The organism is Aeromonas sp. S15(2024) (assembly GCF_041402265.1).
GTDB classification, from domain to species: domain Bacteria; phylum Pseudomonadota; class Gammaproteobacteria; order Enterobacterales; family Aeromonadaceae; genus Aeromonas; species Aeromonas dhakensis.
Genome location: NZ_JBGLQY010000009.1, coordinates 148,734 through 164,576, shown reverse-complemented (window position 1 = coordinate 164,576; position 15,843 = coordinate 148,734). Strand labels below are relative to the sequence as shown.

Genomic DNA, 15,843 nt, shown 5'->3' with positions numbered 1-15,843 from the left:
ACAGGCGGATGACGCCATGATCCCCGCTGAATTCGCCCTGATAGACCAGCCCGAGCTGGCGCTCAAGCTGCGCTGTCAGCTGATCCGCGGCGCCAGAAGCCGGATCCAGGCTCAGTACTACAGCTGGGAGGAGGACAGCAGCGGCAAGCTGCTGCTGGCGGAGCTGCTGCATGCCGCCAAACGCGGGGTGCGGGTGCAACTGCTCATCGATGACCTCTATGCCGGCGACAACCGCTTCTTGGAGATGGTGGCCCACCAGCCGGGCATCGAGGTGCGTCTGTTCAATCCCTTCTGGTTGCGCGGCTGGCGGCCACTGACCCTGCTGCTGGAAGGGCTGCTCAGCTTTCGCCGCATCAATCACCGCATGCACAACAAGCTGCTGCTGGTGGACGGCAGCCAGGCGGTGATCGGGGGTCGCAATATCGGGGATCGTTACTTCGGACTCGCCGGTGCCCCCCAGTTCGTCGATCTGGATCTCGCCTGCCGCGGCCCGCTCTGCCAGCGGGTCGAGCAGGGGTTTGATCAATTCTGGCGCAGCCGCTGGAGCCACCCGATCCGCCGTCTGTTGCGCCGCCCGCTGCAACGGGCCGAGGTGCAGGTGGTGAACGACTTCCTGCTGACCCTGAACGAGCCGCAGATCGCGGCCGTCTATGACCTGCCGGCCAGCCTGTTCGATCCCGAGCCCATCCCCCTGCGCTGGCATGCCGGGCGGGCCGAGGTGTGGTTTGACCGCCCCGGCAAGGGGCTGGTATCCCGGCCCACCACGGCGCGCCTGCTCTGGCGCAAACTGGCCGACAATCAGGGCACATTGCGCCTGGTCACCCCCTATCTCATCCTGACCCGGGGGCTGCGCCGCCGGCTCAGGCAGCAGCGTCAAGCGGGGGTGACCATCGACATCCTGACCAACTCCCTGGCCAGCACGGATGTGCCGCTGGTGTACGGCGCCTACCGCCGTCACCGCCCCTGGCTGATACGCCAGGGCATAGCGCTGTCGGAGCTGGAGGGGGCATCTCTCAGCCTGCACGCCAAGCTGATCCTGGTGGGGGAGGAGGAGGCGCTACTCGGCAGCTTCAATCTGGATCCGCGCTCCCTGCTGCTCAACACCGAGCTGGTACTGCATCTGGCCTGCCCCGCGCTGTGCGCGGAGTTGCAGCAGTGGCTGACGACCTGGCAGCAGCGTTCATCCCACTCGGTGGCTGCCCCGCCCTCGACCCTGCGCCGCCTGCTGGCCAGGGTCAGTGACTGGTTGCCGTTGCAGCGCTGGTTGTGAGTGGATCACGGCTTGTGCGAGATCTCGCAAAGCCTTGTGCGCCTTCGAGGATAACGTTTGCCATCCAATGGCGATGGGGTGATTTATCGTATTGTTTTTAATCAGATTGTTTTCTGGTTGAAGTTGGATGAGCGGCAGATGCTTGCATAGATGGCCAAATATATCGGTTTTTTATTTTATTTATCTGCGTAATATTTCAACTGCAAGGACAACACGGCGGCTTGCCGTCGTGCGGAAGAGGGTCGTGAAGGGAATCGGCCGACTGGATCGCTCCAGCCGGAGCCTGCTTCAGATGGGTAGCGGAAACTCAGGAAACAGGAGAGGAACCCGACGGGACCGGATTCCAATATGGAACATGCTATTTGCGAGGGGGTGACATGCGAGTGTCACCCCATTTTTTTATGGCCTGCTGGCTGGGCTGAACAAAAAGACCGCCGATTGGCGGTCTTTTTGTTTGTGTCGTCTGACGGTCTATGGTCAGGCGATGCCTGCCAACAGGCGGCTCCAGTTGCGTTTGGCCACGGTGAAGGCATCGTGCAGGCTGCGATACTCCAGCTGCAGTTTCAGCTGATCGTAACGGGCCAGCGCCTTGCGCTTGCGCTGCTCCAGCAGGCGTTTGCGGCTGGCGTAGTAGTGCTGCAGCTGCTGGCTCAGCTTGTCGTACTCCTCTTGCAGCAATGCCTGCCACAGCTCCCTGTCGTCCTGTCTGTGCAGCCTGGCCTGGGCCCGTTTCAGCTGCATCTCCAGCCTGGCCTGCTCGATCCGCTCTTCCGGGCAGGCGCGCAGATCCCGTGCCAGCCCGCACCAGGCGGCACTGCGGATCAGCCACTTGGTAGGATCGAACTGCCACCAGCGGATGCCGTTGCGATAGTCGTTCTCGAACAGGTGGTGGAAGTTGTGGTAGCCCTCGCCGAAGGTGAAGAAGGCCAGGATGCCGTTGTCCCGCGCGCTGTTGCGGTCGGTGAAGGGCTGACTGCCCCAGATGTGGGCCAGCGAGTTGATGAAGAAGGTGGTGTGATGGGTCATCACCATGCGCAGCACCCCGGCCAGCAGCAGCATGCCGAGCAGATCGCCGTGGACGAGCCCCAGCAGCAGCGGGATGCCGATGTTGGTGGCCAGGGTCAGCGCCAGATAGTGCTTGTGCTGGAAGGCGACCACGGGGTTGTTCTGCAGATCTCGCACGTTGCTGTAGTCGTGGTAGATGTCGCGCTGATATTCCCGCAGCATCCAGCCGATGTGGGAGAACCAGAAACCGCGGCCCGCACTGTAAGGATCCTTCTGGTTGTCATCCACGTGGCGGTGGTGGCGACGATGATCGGAAGACCAGTGCAGCGCCGAGTTTTGCAGGGCGAGGGCCCCGCCGATGGCGAAGATCCACTGCAGGAGCGGGTGCGCCTTGTAGGCCTTGTGCGACCAGAGCCGGTGGTAGCCGGCGGTGATGGAGATGCCGCAATAACAGAACAGCAGCAGGAAGCTGCCCCACTGCCAGAGGTCATAGCCATGGGTCATGCCGTACCAGGGCACGGCGATCAGGGCGGTCAGCCCGGAGAGGGCGAACAGCAGGGTGTTGGTCATGATGATCGGGGGGCGTTCCATCTCACTCGGTTCCTTTCAGCGAACAGCTGTGCGCTATTTTCCATGCAGCCGGAATTGGGGTCAATGGTAAAAAAGTAGGAGACAAACCTGATCCTGGCGCAGCCTTCGGGTTATCATTTGGCCTCGATAACCTGAAGGTGACTGTTTTCGTGGGTATTCGCGCGCAACAAAAAGAAAAAACCCGGCGTACTCTGATCGAGGCGGCGTTCAGCCAACTGTGCGCCAATCGCAGCTTTTCCAACCTCAGTCTGCGGGAAGTGGCGCGGGAGGCCGGCATTGCGCCCACCTCCTTCTATCGTCATTTTCGCGACATGGAGGAGCTGGGGCTGACCCTGGTGGATGAAGGCGGCCTGACCCTGCGCCAGTTGATGCGCCAGGCGCGTCAGCGCATCGCGGGTGGCGGCAGCGTCATCAGCACCTCGGTACAGACGTTCATGGAGTTCGTCGAGAACAACCCGAACATCTTCCGGCTGCTGCTGCGCGAGCGCTCCGGCACCTCTGCTGCATTTCGCCAGGCGGTGGCGCGGGAGATCCAGCACTTTATCGCCGAGCTGACCGACTACCTCGAAGCCACCACGGGGGCGCCGCGGGAAGAGGCCTACATCCAGGCCGAGGCCATGGTGACCATCGTCTTCAGTGCCGGTGCCGATGCCCTCGACATGACCAGCGAGGAGTGCCGGGCCCTGTCCGATCGCACCATCCGTCAGCTGCGCATGATCGCCATGGGCGCCGAGGTCCAGAACCAGAAGCGCCGTGAACCTCTCTCTTAAGTCAAAGGATGGACAGCTCCATGCATGACCAGAACACGATTCCGAAGAAACCCCTGCTGCTGGCCCTGCTCATCGGCATCTGTGGTGATGCGTCCCTGACGGTCTTGTCAGAGTCTGCGGTGCCCTTCTCCTTCTTCCCGATGATCGCCTTCGTGCTGGCCGCCTATCAGCTCTACCAGCACTACCGTCATGTCTCGCTGGAGGGCAACACCCCGGTCTGCATGCTGCTCAGCTTCTTCATCGGCGTGTTCGGTCATTCGGCGCTGGTCAAGGTGCAGTACCCAGAACTTGGCAGCAACTTCTTCTCGCTGATCATGATGTTGCTGCTGCTGGCCGTGCTCTCCATCAAGCTCGGTATCAGCGTGGGGAAAAAAGAGAAGGAGTGACCAGCACTCCTTCCATCAACACCATGACAGAGCCGGGATTACCCGGCTTTGTTGTCTTCGCCGCGCCGCTTGGCATCGACGATGGCCTGCAGCCTGGCGCGGATCTCAACCATGCCGAATACCCCGAACACCAGCACCTGGGTAAACTCGAGCCGGCTCACCGCGAAGTAGGGCTTGCAGGCAGCCTTGACCATGCTGGCCTGCACCCAGTGCATCAGGATCACGATCACGCCGCACACCGGCAGGAAGCCGTTGAGCTTGCCCGGCAGCGGGGCGATCAGGCTGACCAGCACGCCGAACCAGAAGAACAGGATCAGACCCATCGCCAACAGATTAAACACCCGCTTCATCGTTTACCTCCCGCACATAGCATTGATAGCAGACCTGATTTGATCGGTCTGTTTGTCCTTGAGTCGTTGTCCAGATTGACGGGGAGGGGCTCGTGCCTATCTTCCCCAGCCACCCGGCTGTTAAACCTCGGCGTCATTGTTGATGTCCCGCAGATAAAGCTGGTAGCAGACCTGACCCGCTTGCTTGTCCTTGAGCAGTTGCCAGCTGGCCGGCAGCGGCAGATCGGCCATCTCCTTCTCCCGCTCCAGATAGATGAGGGCATCCGGTGCCAGCCAGCCGCGATGCTCCAGCAGCTCGCACACCTGAGGCAGCAGTTCGCGGCGAAAGGGGGGATCGAGAAACACCAGATCGAACGGCGTGGCCGGCCCCTGCAGCCAGCTGACGGCATCGGACTGGATCACCTGGCCCTGGCTGCTGCCGAGGGTGGTCAGGTTCTTCTTGATCTGGTCGGCGGCGCCCTTGTCCATTTCGATCAGGGTGACCTGCTCGGCATAGCGCGACAGCGCCTCCAGCCCCAGGCCGCCACTGCCGGCGAACAGATCCAGACAGCGGGTGCCACGGACATGCGGAGCCAGCCAGTTGAAGATGGTCTCTTTGACGCGATCCGTGGTGGGTCTGAGTCCCTCCACATCCCTGACCGGCAGTTTGCGGCCTCGCCACTGACCGCTGATGATTCTTACAAAGCCCGATTTCCCTTGCGGGGCTGGGCTCTTGCTCGGGCCGTTACGGCTGGATTTCATTCTGGGCATCGCGTTTCGTCGTCAGAAAATAAAGTGATAGTATAAGGCGGTTCATTTTTATGCCGACCCGCCGAGGGACGGCTATCTTAGCAGTCAGCCTTTGATGTGAGTATTTTTAGATGGCAAAAGGTTTGTTTTCCTGGCTGGGTTTCGGCCGCAAGAAAGAAGAGGCTGAGGCTGTCCAACCACAGACACCGCAAGCCACCCCGATTACCGCTGAGCCCGAGGTCGCTGCTGCCCCAGCTCCCGTTTCCGATCCTACGCCAGCCGTGGCGGCTGAAGTGCCCGCCAGCGCACAGAATTCCGTTTTGCACGATGATTGCTGCCCACCTGCCGAGCTGGACGACCATGGTCCGCTGGTGGTGGAGGAGTGTGCCTCCGATCTGGAGCCGGTGATCGTCAATGAAGCCCTGATCGCGGAAGAGGAGCGCGCAGCTGCCGAGGCGCAAGCTGCCGAAGCTGCCCGGGTTGCGGCCGATCTCAAGGCAGCGGAAGAGGCCCGTCTTGCCGCCGAAGCCCGCGCCGCGGAAGAGGCCCTTATTGCCGCCGAAGCCCGCGCAGCAGAAGAGGCTCGTATTGCTGCCGAAGCCCGCGCGGCGGAAGAGGCTCGTATTGCTGCCGAAGCCCGTGCCGCAGAAGAGGCTCGCCTTGCTGCCGAAGCCTGCGCCGCGGAAGAGGCTCGTATTGCCGCCGAGGCCCGCGCCGCAGAAGAGGCCCGTATTGCTGCCGAGGCCCGTGCCGCAGAAGAGGCCCGTATTGCTGCCGAAGCCCGAGCCGCAGAAGAAGCCCGCATTGCTGCCGAAGCCCGTGCGGCAGAAGAGGCCCGCATTGCCGCCGAAGCTCGCGCAGCGGAAGAGGCCCGTATTGCCGCCGAGGCCCGTGCCGCAGAAGAAGCTCGCCTTGCCGCCGAAGCCCGGGCCGCAGAAGAGGCTCGTATTGCCGCTGAAGCTCGCGCCGCAGAAGAGGCCCGTATCGCTGCCGAAGCTCAAGCAGCCGAGGAAGCCCGGATCGCCAAAGAGGCCCAGCGGGCGGAAGATCTGCGCCTAGTGGCCGAGATGGAGGCTGAGGCCGCCGCGCTGGCCTCATTGCCACTGGCAGCCAAGGTGGACGACGACACCCAGGACAAGCCGCAGCGGGAGGGTTTCTTCGCCCGTCTCAAGCGCAGCCTGGTGCGCACCAAGGAGAATATCGGTTCCGGCTTCTTCGGCCTGTTCCGTGGCAAGAAAATCGACGATGAGCTGTTTGAGGAGCTGGAGACCCAGCTGCTGACTGCGGATCTCGGCGTCGACACCACCACCCGTATCATCGAGGGGCTGGTGCAGCACGCGGATCGCAAGCAGCTCAAGGATGCCGAGGCGCTCTACGGCCTGCTCAAGCAGGACATGGGCGAGATGCTGGCCAAGGTCGAGCAGCCGCTGGTGATCGACACCGGCAAGAAGCCTTACGTGATCCTGATGGTGGGCGTGAACGGGGTCGGCAAGACCACTACCATCGGCAAGCTGGCCAAGCAGTTCCAGGCCGAGGGCAAGAGCGTGATGCTGGCCGCTGGCGATACCTTCCGTGCCGCCGCCGTCGAGCAGTTGCAGGTGTGGGGCCAGCGCAACAACATTCCGGTGATTGCCCAGCACACCGGCGCCGACTCCGCCTCCGTCATCTATGATGCCATCGAGGCTGCCCGCTCGCGCGGGGCCGATGTGCTGATCGCCGATACCGCCGGTCGCCTGCAGAACAAGAGCAACCTGATGGAAGAGCTCAAGAAGGTGGTGCGGGTGATGAAGAAGCTGGACGATGCGGCACCCCACGAGATCATGCTGACCCTGGACGCGGGTACCGGCCAGAACGCCCTGAGCCAGGCCAAGCTGTTCAGCGAGGCGGTTGGCCTGACCGGTATCACCCTCACCAAGCTGGATGGCACCGCCAAGGGTGGCGTCATCTTCGCGGTAGCCGACAAGTTCCAGATCCCGATCCGCTACATCGGGGTGGGCGAGGGGATCGACGATCTGCGTCCGTTCGTGGCCAACGACTTCATCGAGGCGCTTTTCAGTCGCGAGGAGTGAGTGTCTTCGCGATGAGCAAGCTCGGGTGCCGTGAGTTGAGCGCCCCCTGCCCCGACCCAGGTCGGGGCTTGTCACTGTCAGGGAACCGTTATGATCCGTTTTGACAAGGTCAGCAAGGTTTACAGCGGCGGCCATCAGGCGCTGCAGAAGGTCAGTTTTCATCTGCGCAAGGGGGAGATGGCCTTTCTGACCGGGCACTCGGGCGCAGGCAAGAGTACCCTCCTCAAGCTCATCAGCGTAATGGAACGGCCGACCGACGGCCGCGTCTTCTTTCATGGCGATGACGTCAGCCATATCAAGCGGGGGGAGATCCCCTACGTGCGCCGCCAGATCGGCATGATCTTCCAGGATCACCGCCTGCTGATGGACAGAACCGTGTTCGACAACGTGGCGCTGCCGCTGGTGATCGACGGCTACAGCCATGGGGACATCAACAAGCGGGTGGCCGCGGCGCTCGACAAGGTGGGGCTGCTCGGCAAGGAGCGCTACCAGCCGCGTATGCTCTCCGGCGGTGAACAGCAGCGGGTAGGCATCGCCCGCGCCATCGTCAACAAGCCACCGCTGCTGCTGGCGGATGAGCCGACCGGCAACCTGGATCCCCAGCTCTCCATGGACATCATGCGGCTGTTCGAGGAGTTCAACCGCTTCGGCGTCTCCGTGCTGATTGCCACCCACGATCTGGGGCTGATCGCCCGTATGCGCTATCGCACCCTGACCCTTAAGGCGGGTCGCATGTATTCGTCCGGGGAGGAGCTCTGATGGCCATTCGTGCGCGTCACAAACAGCCGCCGCTGCGGCGTTTCATGATGTACTGGGTCGACCACGCCCGCCAGGCCTTTGCCAGTCTGGGGGAGCTGTGGCGCAATCCGCTCGCCTCGCTGATGACGCTGGCGGTGCTGGGGGTGAGCCTGGCGCTGCCCTCCTGCTTCCACGTGCTGCTGAAAAATGCCGAGGTGGTGGAGGGGAGCTGGCAGACCAGTTCCCAGATCTCCCTCTACCTGCGCAAGGATCTGCCCGAGCAGAACATCCTCGACATGAAGCAGCGGATCCTGCTCTACCCGGAGGTGGAGTCGGTCACCTATATGAGCCGGGATGAGGCGCTCAAGGAGTTTCGCGAGATCTCCGGCTTTGGCGATGCGCTCGACTACCTCGACAGCAACCCGCTGCCGCCGGTGCTGAGCGTGATCCCGGATCCGCGCTGGCAGAACCCGGAAGGGGCGGCCGAGCTGCTCAACAAATTGAGCAATGAAGACGGGGTCGAGCAGGGCAAGCTGGATCTGCAGTGGCTGACCCGGCTGCAGGGGATCATGAACCTGCTGCGCCACACCATCACCGGCATCGCCGTGTTGCTGCTCTCCGCGGTATTGCTGATCGTCGGCAACACCCTGCGCCTGAATATCCTCAACCAGCGCTCCGAGATCGAAGTGCTCAAGCTGGTGGGGGCGACCGATGCGTTTATCCATCGTCCCTTCCTTTATACCGGCATCTGGTTCGGGGTCATTGGCGGCATGCTGGCCTGGTGGCTGACCGAGGTGATGGTGATCTGGAGCGAAGGGGTGGTGAAGGAGCTGGCGGGTCTCTACAACAGCAACTTCCGGCTGGTGGGCATGGGAGCGGTGGACGGGATCAACCTGATCCTGCTGGGGGCCCTGCTGGGTCTGATCGCCTCCTGGTTTTCGGTCCATCGCCACATTCGCGACATCGAACCGTCCTGATTAATTTATCAGCGTTTCAAAGCGCTGGATTTTGCGACCTGGATCAAGTAAAAGAGTGGCCGTTTCTGGCACGGCCACCGTTCTGGGAGTAATCTGGATAGCACCAGTCTTCAGGATCTTCTCTGGATCCTGTGAACCTTCTGATTTATAAGCAGTCTACAATTGCGAAGAATTTATACGGGTGTGGCCCCTATGCCTTGCTCGTCTGACTTGGCAAGCATGTGAAGGTTGCGAGCTCCGCAACAATGGACTTAGCATGCTACTTTTCGGGGGTCCTTCATTGTGACCCCCTTTTTTTGACTGTTCATTCATGATTCATCCTGCCGGCCTAAGATAATTCCGGTTCAGACATGCCCGCCATGTTTGATGCAGGCCGCAGAATGGCGTCCGGTCAGTAGACAGGCCCTCTCAGGGTGTTAGACTGATTCGATTGAAAAGTAAGAGGTAGAACATGGGAACTTCATTGCAGCGCACTATGGCTCTGATTCCGCAAGGTAGTCTGGAAGGCTATATCCAGGCAGTAAACTCGATTCCGGTGCTGAGCGCAGAGGAAGAGCGTGAGCTGGCTGAGCGTTTGCAGCAGGAAGGCGATCTCGAGGCTGCCCGTCAGCTGGTTATGTCGCACCTGCGTTTTGTCGTTCACGTCGCCAAGAGTTATGCCGGTTACGGTCTGCCCCAGGCCGATCTGGTGCAGGAAGGCAACATAGGCCTGATGAAGGCGGTCAAGCGCTTTGACCCGAGCGTCGGCGTGCGCTTGGTCTCCTTCGCGGTGCACTGGATCAAGGCCGAAATCCACGAATACGTGCTGCGCAACTGGCGCATGGTCAAGGTGGCGACCACCAAGGCCCAGCGCAAGCTCTTCTTCAACCTGCGCAAATCCAAGAAACGTCTCGGCTGGCTGAACCACGAAGAGGTGCAGGCCGTGGCTGCCGACCTCGGCGTCTCCGCCGCCGACGTCACCGAGATGGAAGCGCGCATGAGCAACTACGATCAGGCGTTCGATCTGGTCGGTGATGAGGACGAAGAGGGCGGTTTCGCGCCGGTCCACTATCTGGAGGACAAATCCTCCGATCTGGCCGCCACCATCGAGAATGACAACTGGGACGATCATGCGACCCGTCGTCTGAGCTCGGCCCTGGCCACCCTGGATGAGCGCAGCCAGCACATCATCCGTGCCCGCTGGCTCGACGACGACAGCAAGACCACCCTGCAGGAGCTGGCCGATACCTACGGCGTCTCCGCCGAGCGGGTACGTCAGCTTGAGAAGAATGCCCTCAAGAAGCTGAAGGATGCGATGGAAGCATAATCCTGTGCGCCGGGCGGGTTCGTCAGCTTGAGCAGCACGCACCCAAGCAGCTGAAAGATACGAGGGAGGCCTGAGCCTCCTGATGAAAACAGGGCCTGATGGCCCTGTTTTTGCTTGCCGGGGATCTGGTCGGCCTTGCCTTGGTTACCCTTGTGTATGGTATGTTGCCGCCACTGCCACAGTAGGGAGAGCAGATAGTGAAACTCTTGAACGACTTGTTTACCAACAACCGCGAGTGGGCGGAACGGATCAAGGCCGAGGATCCCGAATTCTTTGCTACCCTCTCCGCCCAGCAAGCCCCCGAATACCTCTGGATCGGCTGCTCCGACAGCCGGGTACCCGCCAACCAGCTGATGGGGCTGCTGCCGGGGGACGTGTTCGTCCACCGCAACGTCGCCAACCTGGTGGTACACACCGACTTCAACTGCCTCTCGGTGCTGCAATACGCGGTCGAGGTGCTCAAGGTGAAGCACATCATCGTCTGCGGCCATTACGGCTGCGGCGGCGTCAAGGCGGCGATGCAGAACCAGGAGCTGGGGCTCATCGACAACTGGCTGCGCAACATCAAGGATGTCTACTTCAAGTATCGCGAGCAGCTGGATGCCATCGAGGATGAGCACGAGCGCTTCGACTACCTGTGCGAGCTGAACGTGGCCGAGCAGGTGGCCAACGTCTGCCACACCACCATCATCCAGAACGCCTGGCGCAAGGGGCAGGAGCTGGCGGTGCACGGCTGGATCTACGGCATCAAGGACGGTCTGCTGCACGATCTCGATCTCTGCATCAGCGGGCCCGAGCAGATCCCGGACGTCTATCGCGCCTGGCCGGACATGCGTCCGCCCCACCGCCGTCGCTGAGGAGCATTCCGTTGGCACCGGCCCTCTATCTGCAGATCAAGCAGCACATCCTGGACGGGATCCGCGAACGCCACTATCAGGCGGGCGACCGGATCCCGACCGAGGCCGCCCTGTGCGAGCAGTTCACCGTGAGCCGGATGACGGTCAACAAGGCGCTGCGCGAACTGGTGGCCGAGGGCTGGCTGGTGCGCACCGCCGGCTCCGGCAGCTTCGTGGCGGACCGGCGCACCGAGTCGCCGCTGCTGGCCATTCGCAACATCGCCGACGAGATCGCCGAGCGGGGCAGCGAGTACAGCGGCCGGGTGATCCGGCTGCAGCGCCAGGCCGCCGACGAGAAGGTGGCGGTGCAGCTGGGGCTGCGGGTCGGGGCGCCCATCTTTCACAGCCTCATCGTCCATCAGGCCGACGGTGAGCCGCTGCAGCTGGAGGAGCGCTTCGTCGATGCGGAGCGGCTGCCGGAGTATGGCGAGCAGGATTTTGCCAGCCAGACCCCCAACCGTTATCTGATGGAGGTCTGCCCTCTCTCCGAGATGGAGCACGTGGTGGAGGCGGTGCTGCCGAGCGCCGGCGAGGCCGGCTTGCTGCAGGTACGGGTCGACACCCCCTGCCTGCTGCTGCATCGGCGTACCTGGTCCGACGGTTATCTGGTCTCCTATGCCCGCCTGCTCTCGCCAGGCTCCCGCTACAAGTTGAGCTCCAAGACCAGCCTCAGCTAATTGTATATACATATCATTTTTGACAAAGCCCGCCTCTGGCGGGCTTTTTTGTGTTTAAGCTCTAATGAACACGCTGTTATCAAGATGTGAACTTGATCCTTTCTTTCCCGTCAGAGATCGGATATAAGTTAATGTATATACATTTAGAGGTCGGTATGAACAAGGAACTGTTGAACTGCGAGCGGGTCTGGCTCAACGTGACACCCGCCACCCTGCGCTCCGATCTGGCCGACTACGGTCTGCTGGAGCCCCATGCTCTCGGCGTTCATGAGGGGAGGATCCACGCCCTGGTGCCCATGCAGGATCTCAAGGGCCCCTATCCCGCCCATTGGCAGGACATGAAGGGCAAGCTGGTTACCCCCGGCCTCATCGATTGCCACACCCACCTCATCTTCGCCGGCAGCCGTGCCGAAGAGTTCGAGCTGCGCCAGAAGGGTGTGCCCTATGCCGAGATCGCCCGCAAAGGCGGCGGCATCATCAGCACGGTGCGTGCCACCCGTGCCGCCAGCGAGGATCAGCTGTTTGATCTGGCGCTGCCGAGGGTGAAATCCCTGATCCGCGAAGGGGTCACCACGGTGGAGATCAAGTCCGGCTACGGCCTCACCCTGACGGACGAGCTCAAGATGCTGCGGGTCGCCCGCCGACTGGGGGAGGCGCTGCCGATCCGGGTCAAGACCACCCTGCTGGCAGCCCATGCGGTGCCACCGGAGTATCGCGACGATCCCGACTCCTGGGTCGAGACCATCTGTCAGGAGATCATCCCGGCCGCCGCCGAGGCGGGCCTGGCCGATGCGGTGGACGTCTTCTGCGAACACATCGGCTTCTCGCTGGCCCAGACCGAGCAGGTCTATCTGGCGGCGGATCAATATGGCCTGGCGGTGAAGGGGCACATGGATCAGCTCTCCAACCTGGGCGGCAGCACGCTGGCTGCCAACTTCGGGGCCCTCTCGGTGGATCATCTGGAGTATCTGGATCCGGAAGGGGTCCAGGCGCTGGCTCACCGCGGCGTGGTCGCGACTCTGCTGCCCACCGCCTTCTATTTCCTCAAGGAGACCAAGCTGCCGCCGGTCGCCGCACTGCGCAAGGCGGGAGTGCCGATGGCGGTCTCCTCCGACATCAACCCGGGCACGGCCCCCATCGTCTCCCTGCGGATGGCCATGAACATGGCCTGCACCCTGTTCGGCCTGACCCCGGTGGAGGCCATGGCCGGGGTGACCCGCCACGCCGCCCGGGCGCTTGGCGAGCAGGAGCAGCTGGGGCAGCTCAGGGTCGGCATGCTGGCGGATTTCCTGGTCTGGAACTGCGGCCATCCGGCCGAACTCTGCTACCTCATCGGCGTCGATCAGCTGGTGAGCCGGGTGGTCAACGGGGAGGAGACTCTGCATGGATAAGTTCAACGGGATCGACATGTCGGTCTGGCAGGGACGTCAGGATCCGGAAGACGGTGAACTGGCCCTGCGCTGGCATGACAGGGTGCTGCCCTGGCTGGGACGCGGTGAACCCGGCGTGGTACTGCTCGGCTTCGCCTGTGACGAAGGGGTGCGCCGCAACAAGGGGCGCGTCGGCGCCGCCGGTGCGCCGCTGGCGGTGCGCAAGCTGCTCGCCAACACGGCCTGGCATCTGGGCCAGCCCGTCTACGACGGCGGCGATGTGCACTGCGAGGATGGCGATCTCGACGCCGCCCACGAGCGGCTGGCCGAGCGGGTCGCCACAGCCCTGGAGCAGGGCCAGTTTCCGCTGGTGCTGGGGGGCGGTCACGAGGTGGCGTTTGGCAGCTGGAGCGGCCTCAACCGTCATCTGGGCGGCCGTGGCAGGGTAGGCATCATCAACTTCGACGCTCACTTCGACCTGCGCATGAAGCTGGAGCAGGCGAGTTCCGGCACCCCCTTCTTCCAGATTGCCGAGCAGTGCGTCGCCCAGGGCTCGCCCTTTACCTACGCCTGCCTCGGGGTGGCCGAGACCGCCAACACGGCGGCCCTGTTTGCCCGCGCCGAGGCGCTGGGGGTGTGGCACGAGCTGGACGAGGCGATGACGCCGACCGAGTTGCCAGCCTTGCTCAACGGGCTGGATGCCTTTATCGCCCGCTGTGACCACCTCTATCTGACCATCGATCTCGACGTGCTGCCTGCCGCCGTGATGCCGGGGGTAAGTGCCCCTGCCGCCCGCGGCGTGGAGCTGGCGGTCATTGAACCGCTGATCGCCCATATCCGGGCCAGCGGCAAGCTCAGGCTTGCCGATCTGGCCGAGTACAACCCGAACCTGGATCAGGACAACCGCAGCGCCCGCGTGGCCGCGCGCCTGGTTCACCAGTTGACCAAGTAGCGGCGCACCGCGCCGCCTGACCGTATCGCTAAACAAGGAGTGTCTATGTCTGTACAACACCAGGATCCCCGCCACGATCCGAGCCGGATCATCCGTGCTCCCCACGGTACCCAGCTGACTGCCAAGAGCTGGCTCACCGAGGCCCCACTGCGGATGCTGATGAACAACCTGGATCCGGAAGTGGCCGAGCATCCCCAGTCCCTGGTGGTGTACGGCGGCATCGGTCGCGCTGCCCGCAACTGGGCCTGCTACGACAAGATCGTCGAGGTGCTGACCCGCCTCGAGGAGAACGAGACCCTGCTGGTGCAATCCGGCAAGCCGGTCGGCGTGTTCCAGACCCACAAGGACGCACCGCGGGTGCTGATCGCCAACTCCAACCTGGTGCCGCACTGGGCCAACTGGGAGCACTTCAACGAGCTCGACAAGAAGGGCTTGATGATGTACGGCCAGATGACCGCCGGCTCCTGGATCTACATCGGCACTCAGGGCATCGTGCAGGGCACCTACGAGACCTTCTTCGCGGTGGCCAACCAGCACTTCAACGGCGAACCCAAGGGGCGCTGGATCCTGACCGGGGGCCTGGGTGGCATGGGCGGTGCCCAGCCCCTGGCCGCCACCATGGCCGGCTTCTCCATGATCGCCGTGGAGTGCGACGAGACCCGCATCGATTTTCGCCTCAAGACCCGCTACGTCGACAAGAAGGCCCATAGCCTGGATGAGGCGCTGGCCATGGTCGAGGCAGCCAAACAGAGCGGCACTGCCGTCTCCGTCGGCCTGCTCGGCAATGCCGCCGACGTCTTTGCCGAGTTGGTGGCCCGCGGCATCACGCCGGACGTGGTGACCGACCAGACCTCAGCCCACGACCCGATCCACGGCTACCTGCCCCAGGGCTGGAGCGTGGCCCAGTGGCGCGACCTGCAGAAGAGCGCGCCGCAAGAGGTCAATGTGGCCGCCCGCCGCTCCATGGCTCGCCAGGTGGAGGCCATGCTGACCCTGCAGGCCCGCGGCGCCGCCACGCTCGATTATGGGAATAACATCCGCCAGATGGCGCTGGAAGAGGGGGTCAAGAATGCCTTCGACTTCCCGGGCTTCGTGCCGGCCTACATCCGCCCGCTGTTCTGCGAGGGCATTGGCCCGTTCCGCTGGGTGGCCCTCTCCGGCGATCCGGAAGACATCTACAAGACCGATCAGAAGGTGAAGGAGCTGATCCCGGACGATCCCCACCTGCACAACTGGCTCGACATGGCCCGCGAGCGCATCGCCTTCCAGGGCCTGCCGGCGCGGATCTGCTGGGTCGGGGTCAAGGATCGGGTGCGCCTGGGCCTGGCCTTCAACGAGATGGTGAAGAACGGCGAGCTGAAAGCCCCCGTCGTCATCGGCCGCGACCACCTGGACTCCGGCTCGGTGGCGAGCCCTAACCGCGAGACCGAATCCATGATGGACGGCTCCGATGCCGTCTCCGACTGGCCGCTGCTCAACGCCCTGCTCAACACAGCCGGCGGGGCGACCTGGGTCTCCCTGCACCACGGTGGTGGGGTCGGCATGGGCTTCTCCCAGCACTCCGGCGTGGTGATCGTCTGTGACGGCACCGACGACGCCGCCAAGCGGGTCGGCCGCGTGCTGCGCAACGACCCGGCCACCGGGGTAATGCGTCACGCCGACGCAGGCTACGAAATTGCCATCAACTGTGCCGTTGATGAGAAACTGGATCTGCCGATGATTGACGGCGCCAACGGTGTCAAAGGAAAGGTGTAACA

At 62.9% G+C, this 15,843-nt stretch carries 15 protein-coding genes; 12 read left to right on the top strand and 3 right to left on the bottom strand.

Features of this window, described 5'->3' with window-relative positions; all coding sequences use genetic code 11:
* The first annotated feature begins 16 nt into the window (after window positions 1-16).
* Window positions 17-1,270 carry a phospholipase D family protein gene (locus ACB033_RS17515; RefSeq protein ID WP_139726155.1) on the top strand — a complete coding sequence of 418 codons (1,254 nt, stop codon included), beginning with the start codon at window positions 17-19 and terminating at the stop codon, window positions 1,268-1,270.
* Between the two features lie 477 nt (window positions 1,271-1,747).
* On the opposite strand, the gene ACB033_RS17510 is transcribed toward ACB033_RS17515, so the two are convergent.
* Complete coding sequence (locus ACB033_RS17510) at window positions 1,748-2,866, bottom strand: fatty acid desaturase (RefSeq protein WP_095591846.1); 1,119 nt, start codon at window positions 2,864-2,866, stop codon at window positions 1,748-1,750.
* Window positions 2,867-3,015: 149 nt separating this feature from the next.
* Between ACB033_RS17510 and fabR the strand changes: the two genes are divergently transcribed.
* Window positions 3,016-3,636 (top strand): HTH-type transcriptional repressor FabR, encoded by a 621-nt coding sequence (gene fabR / locus ACB033_RS17505; RefSeq protein WP_005308043.1) that lies wholly within the window; start codon window positions 3,016-3,018, stop codon window positions 3,634-3,636.
* A gap of 20 nt (window positions 3,637-3,656) precedes the next feature.
* Complete coding sequence (locus ACB033_RS17500) at window positions 3,657-4,022, top strand: YijD family membrane protein (protein ID WP_005308044.1); 366 nt, start codon at window positions 3,657-3,659, stop codon at window positions 4,020-4,022.
* 38 nt (window positions 4,023-4,060) lie between these two features.
* Here ACB033_RS17500 and ACB033_RS17495 read toward each other — a convergent pair whose 3' ends face one another.
* Together ACB033_RS17495 and rsmD are read right to left on the bottom strand one after the other, a co-directional pair.
* Entirely contained in the window at window positions 4,061-4,372 is a 312-nt protein-coding gene (locus tag ACB033_RS17495; protein ID WP_005308045.1) for a DUF1145 domain-containing protein, read from the bottom strand.
* Window positions 4,373-4,492: 120 nt separating this feature from the next.
* Complete coding sequence (gene rsmD, locus ACB033_RS17490; RefSeq protein WP_371140666.1) at window positions 4,493-5,122, bottom strand: 16S rRNA (guanine(966)-N(2))-methyltransferase RsmD; 630 nt, start codon at window positions 5,120-5,122, stop codon at window positions 4,493-4,495.
* 110 nt (window positions 5,123-5,232) lie between these two features.
* Between rsmD and ftsY the strand changes: the two genes are divergently transcribed.
* The 9 genes from ftsY (at window position 5,233) to hutU (ending at window position 15,841) form a co-directional block, all read left to right on the top strand.
* Window positions 5,233-7,170 (top strand): signal recognition particle-docking protein FtsY, encoded by a 1,938-nt coding sequence (ftsY, locus tag ACB033_RS17485; RefSeq protein ID WP_139726153.1) that lies wholly within the window; start codon window positions 5,233-5,235, stop codon window positions 7,168-7,170.
* A gap of 90 nt (window positions 7,171-7,260) precedes the next feature.
* The gene (gene ftsE / locus ACB033_RS17480) at window positions 7,261-7,929 is read left to right on the top strand and encodes a cell division ATP-binding protein FtsE (RefSeq protein ID WP_005308049.1); all 669 of its coding nucleotides are present in this window, start codon (window positions 7,261-7,263) and stop codon (window positions 7,927-7,929) included.
* A complete protein-coding gene (gene ftsX / locus ACB033_RS17475; protein WP_005308051.1) occupies window positions 7,929-8,885 on the top strand; it encodes a permease-like cell division protein FtsX in 957 nt (318 codons plus the stop codon). Before ftsE ends, ftsX begins: the two co-directional genes overlap by 1 nt.
* Window positions 8,886-9,336: 451 nt before the next feature.
* Complete coding sequence (rpoH, locus tag ACB033_RS17470; RefSeq protein WP_005308053.1) at window positions 9,337-10,191, top strand: RNA polymerase sigma factor RpoH; 855 nt, start codon at window positions 9,337-9,339, stop codon at window positions 10,189-10,191.
* A gap of 197 nt (window positions 10,192-10,388) precedes the next feature.
* Window positions 10,389-11,048 (top strand): carbonate dehydratase, encoded by a 660-nt coding sequence (gene can / locus ACB033_RS17465; RefSeq protein ID WP_005308055.1) that lies wholly within the window; start codon window positions 10,389-10,391, stop codon window positions 11,046-11,048.
* A gap of 11 nt (window positions 11,049-11,059) precedes the next feature.
* Window positions 11,060-11,764 carry a histidine utilization repressor gene (gene hutC, locus ACB033_RS17460; RefSeq protein ID WP_005308057.1) on the top strand — a complete coding sequence of 235 codons (705 nt, stop codon included), beginning with the start codon at window positions 11,060-11,062 and terminating at the stop codon, window positions 11,762-11,764.
* A gap of 155 nt (window positions 11,765-11,919) precedes the next feature.
* Window positions 11,920-13,155 (top strand): imidazolonepropionase, encoded by a 1,236-nt coding sequence (gene hutI / locus ACB033_RS17455; RefSeq protein ID WP_162519955.1) that lies wholly within the window; start codon window positions 11,920-11,922, stop codon window positions 13,153-13,155.
* Complete coding sequence (gene hutG / locus ACB033_RS17450; RefSeq protein ID WP_042049227.1) at window positions 13,148-14,086, top strand: formimidoylglutamase; 939 nt, start codon at window positions 13,148-13,150, stop codon at window positions 14,084-14,086. The genes hutI and hutG overlap by 8 nt, the downstream gene beginning before the upstream one ends.
* 45 nt (window positions 14,087-14,131) lie before the next feature.
* A complete protein-coding gene (hutU, locus tag ACB033_RS17445; RefSeq protein ID WP_139726151.1) occupies window positions 14,132-15,841 on the top strand; it encodes a urocanate hydratase in 1,710 nt (569 codons plus the stop codon).
* Window positions 15,842-15,843: the final 2 nt, after the last annotated feature.

Coding starts and splice junctions, on each gene's coding strand:
- ACB033_RS17515 (WP_139726155.1), top strand. CDS start 17: ATGATCCCCGCTGAATTCGCCCTGATAGACCAGCCCGAGCTGGCGCTC.
- ACB033_RS17510 (WP_095591846.1), bottom strand. CDS start 2,866: ATGGAACGCCCCCCGATCATCATGACCAACACCCTGCTGTTCGCCCTC.
- ACB033_RS17500 (WP_005308044.1), top strand. CDS start 3,657: ATGCATGACCAGAACACGATTCCGAAGAAACCCCTGCTGCTGGCCCTG.
- ACB033_RS17495 (WP_005308045.1), bottom strand. CDS start 4,372: ATGAAGCGGGTGTTTAATCTGTTGGCGATGGGTCTGATCCTGTTCTTC.
- rsmD (WP_371140666.1), bottom strand. CDS start 5,122: ATGCCCAGAATGAAATCCAGCCGTAACGGCCCGAGCAAGAGCCCAGCC.
- ftsY (WP_139726153.1), top strand. CDS start 5,233: ATGGCAAAAGGTTTGTTTTCCTGGCTGGGTTTCGGCCGCAAGAAAGAA.
- ftsE (WP_005308049.1), top strand. CDS start 7,261: ATGATCCGTTTTGACAAGGTCAGCAAGGTTTACAGCGGCGGCCATCAG.
- ftsX (WP_005308051.1), top strand. CDS start 7,929: ATGGCCATTCGTGCGCGTCACAAACAGCCGCCGCTGCGGCGTTTCATG.
- rpoH (WP_005308053.1), top strand. CDS start 9,337: ATGGGAACTTCATTGCAGCGCACTATGGCTCTGATTCCGCAAGGTAGT.
- hutI (WP_162519955.1), top strand. CDS start 11,920: ATGAACAAGGAACTGTTGAACTGCGAGCGGGTCTGGCTCAACGTGACA.
- hutG (WP_042049227.1), top strand. CDS start 13,148: ATGGATAAGTTCAACGGGATCGACATGTCGGTCTGGCAGGGACGTCAG.
- hutU (WP_139726151.1), top strand. CDS start 14,132: ATGTCTGTACAACACCAGGATCCCCGCCACGATCCGAGCCGGATCATC.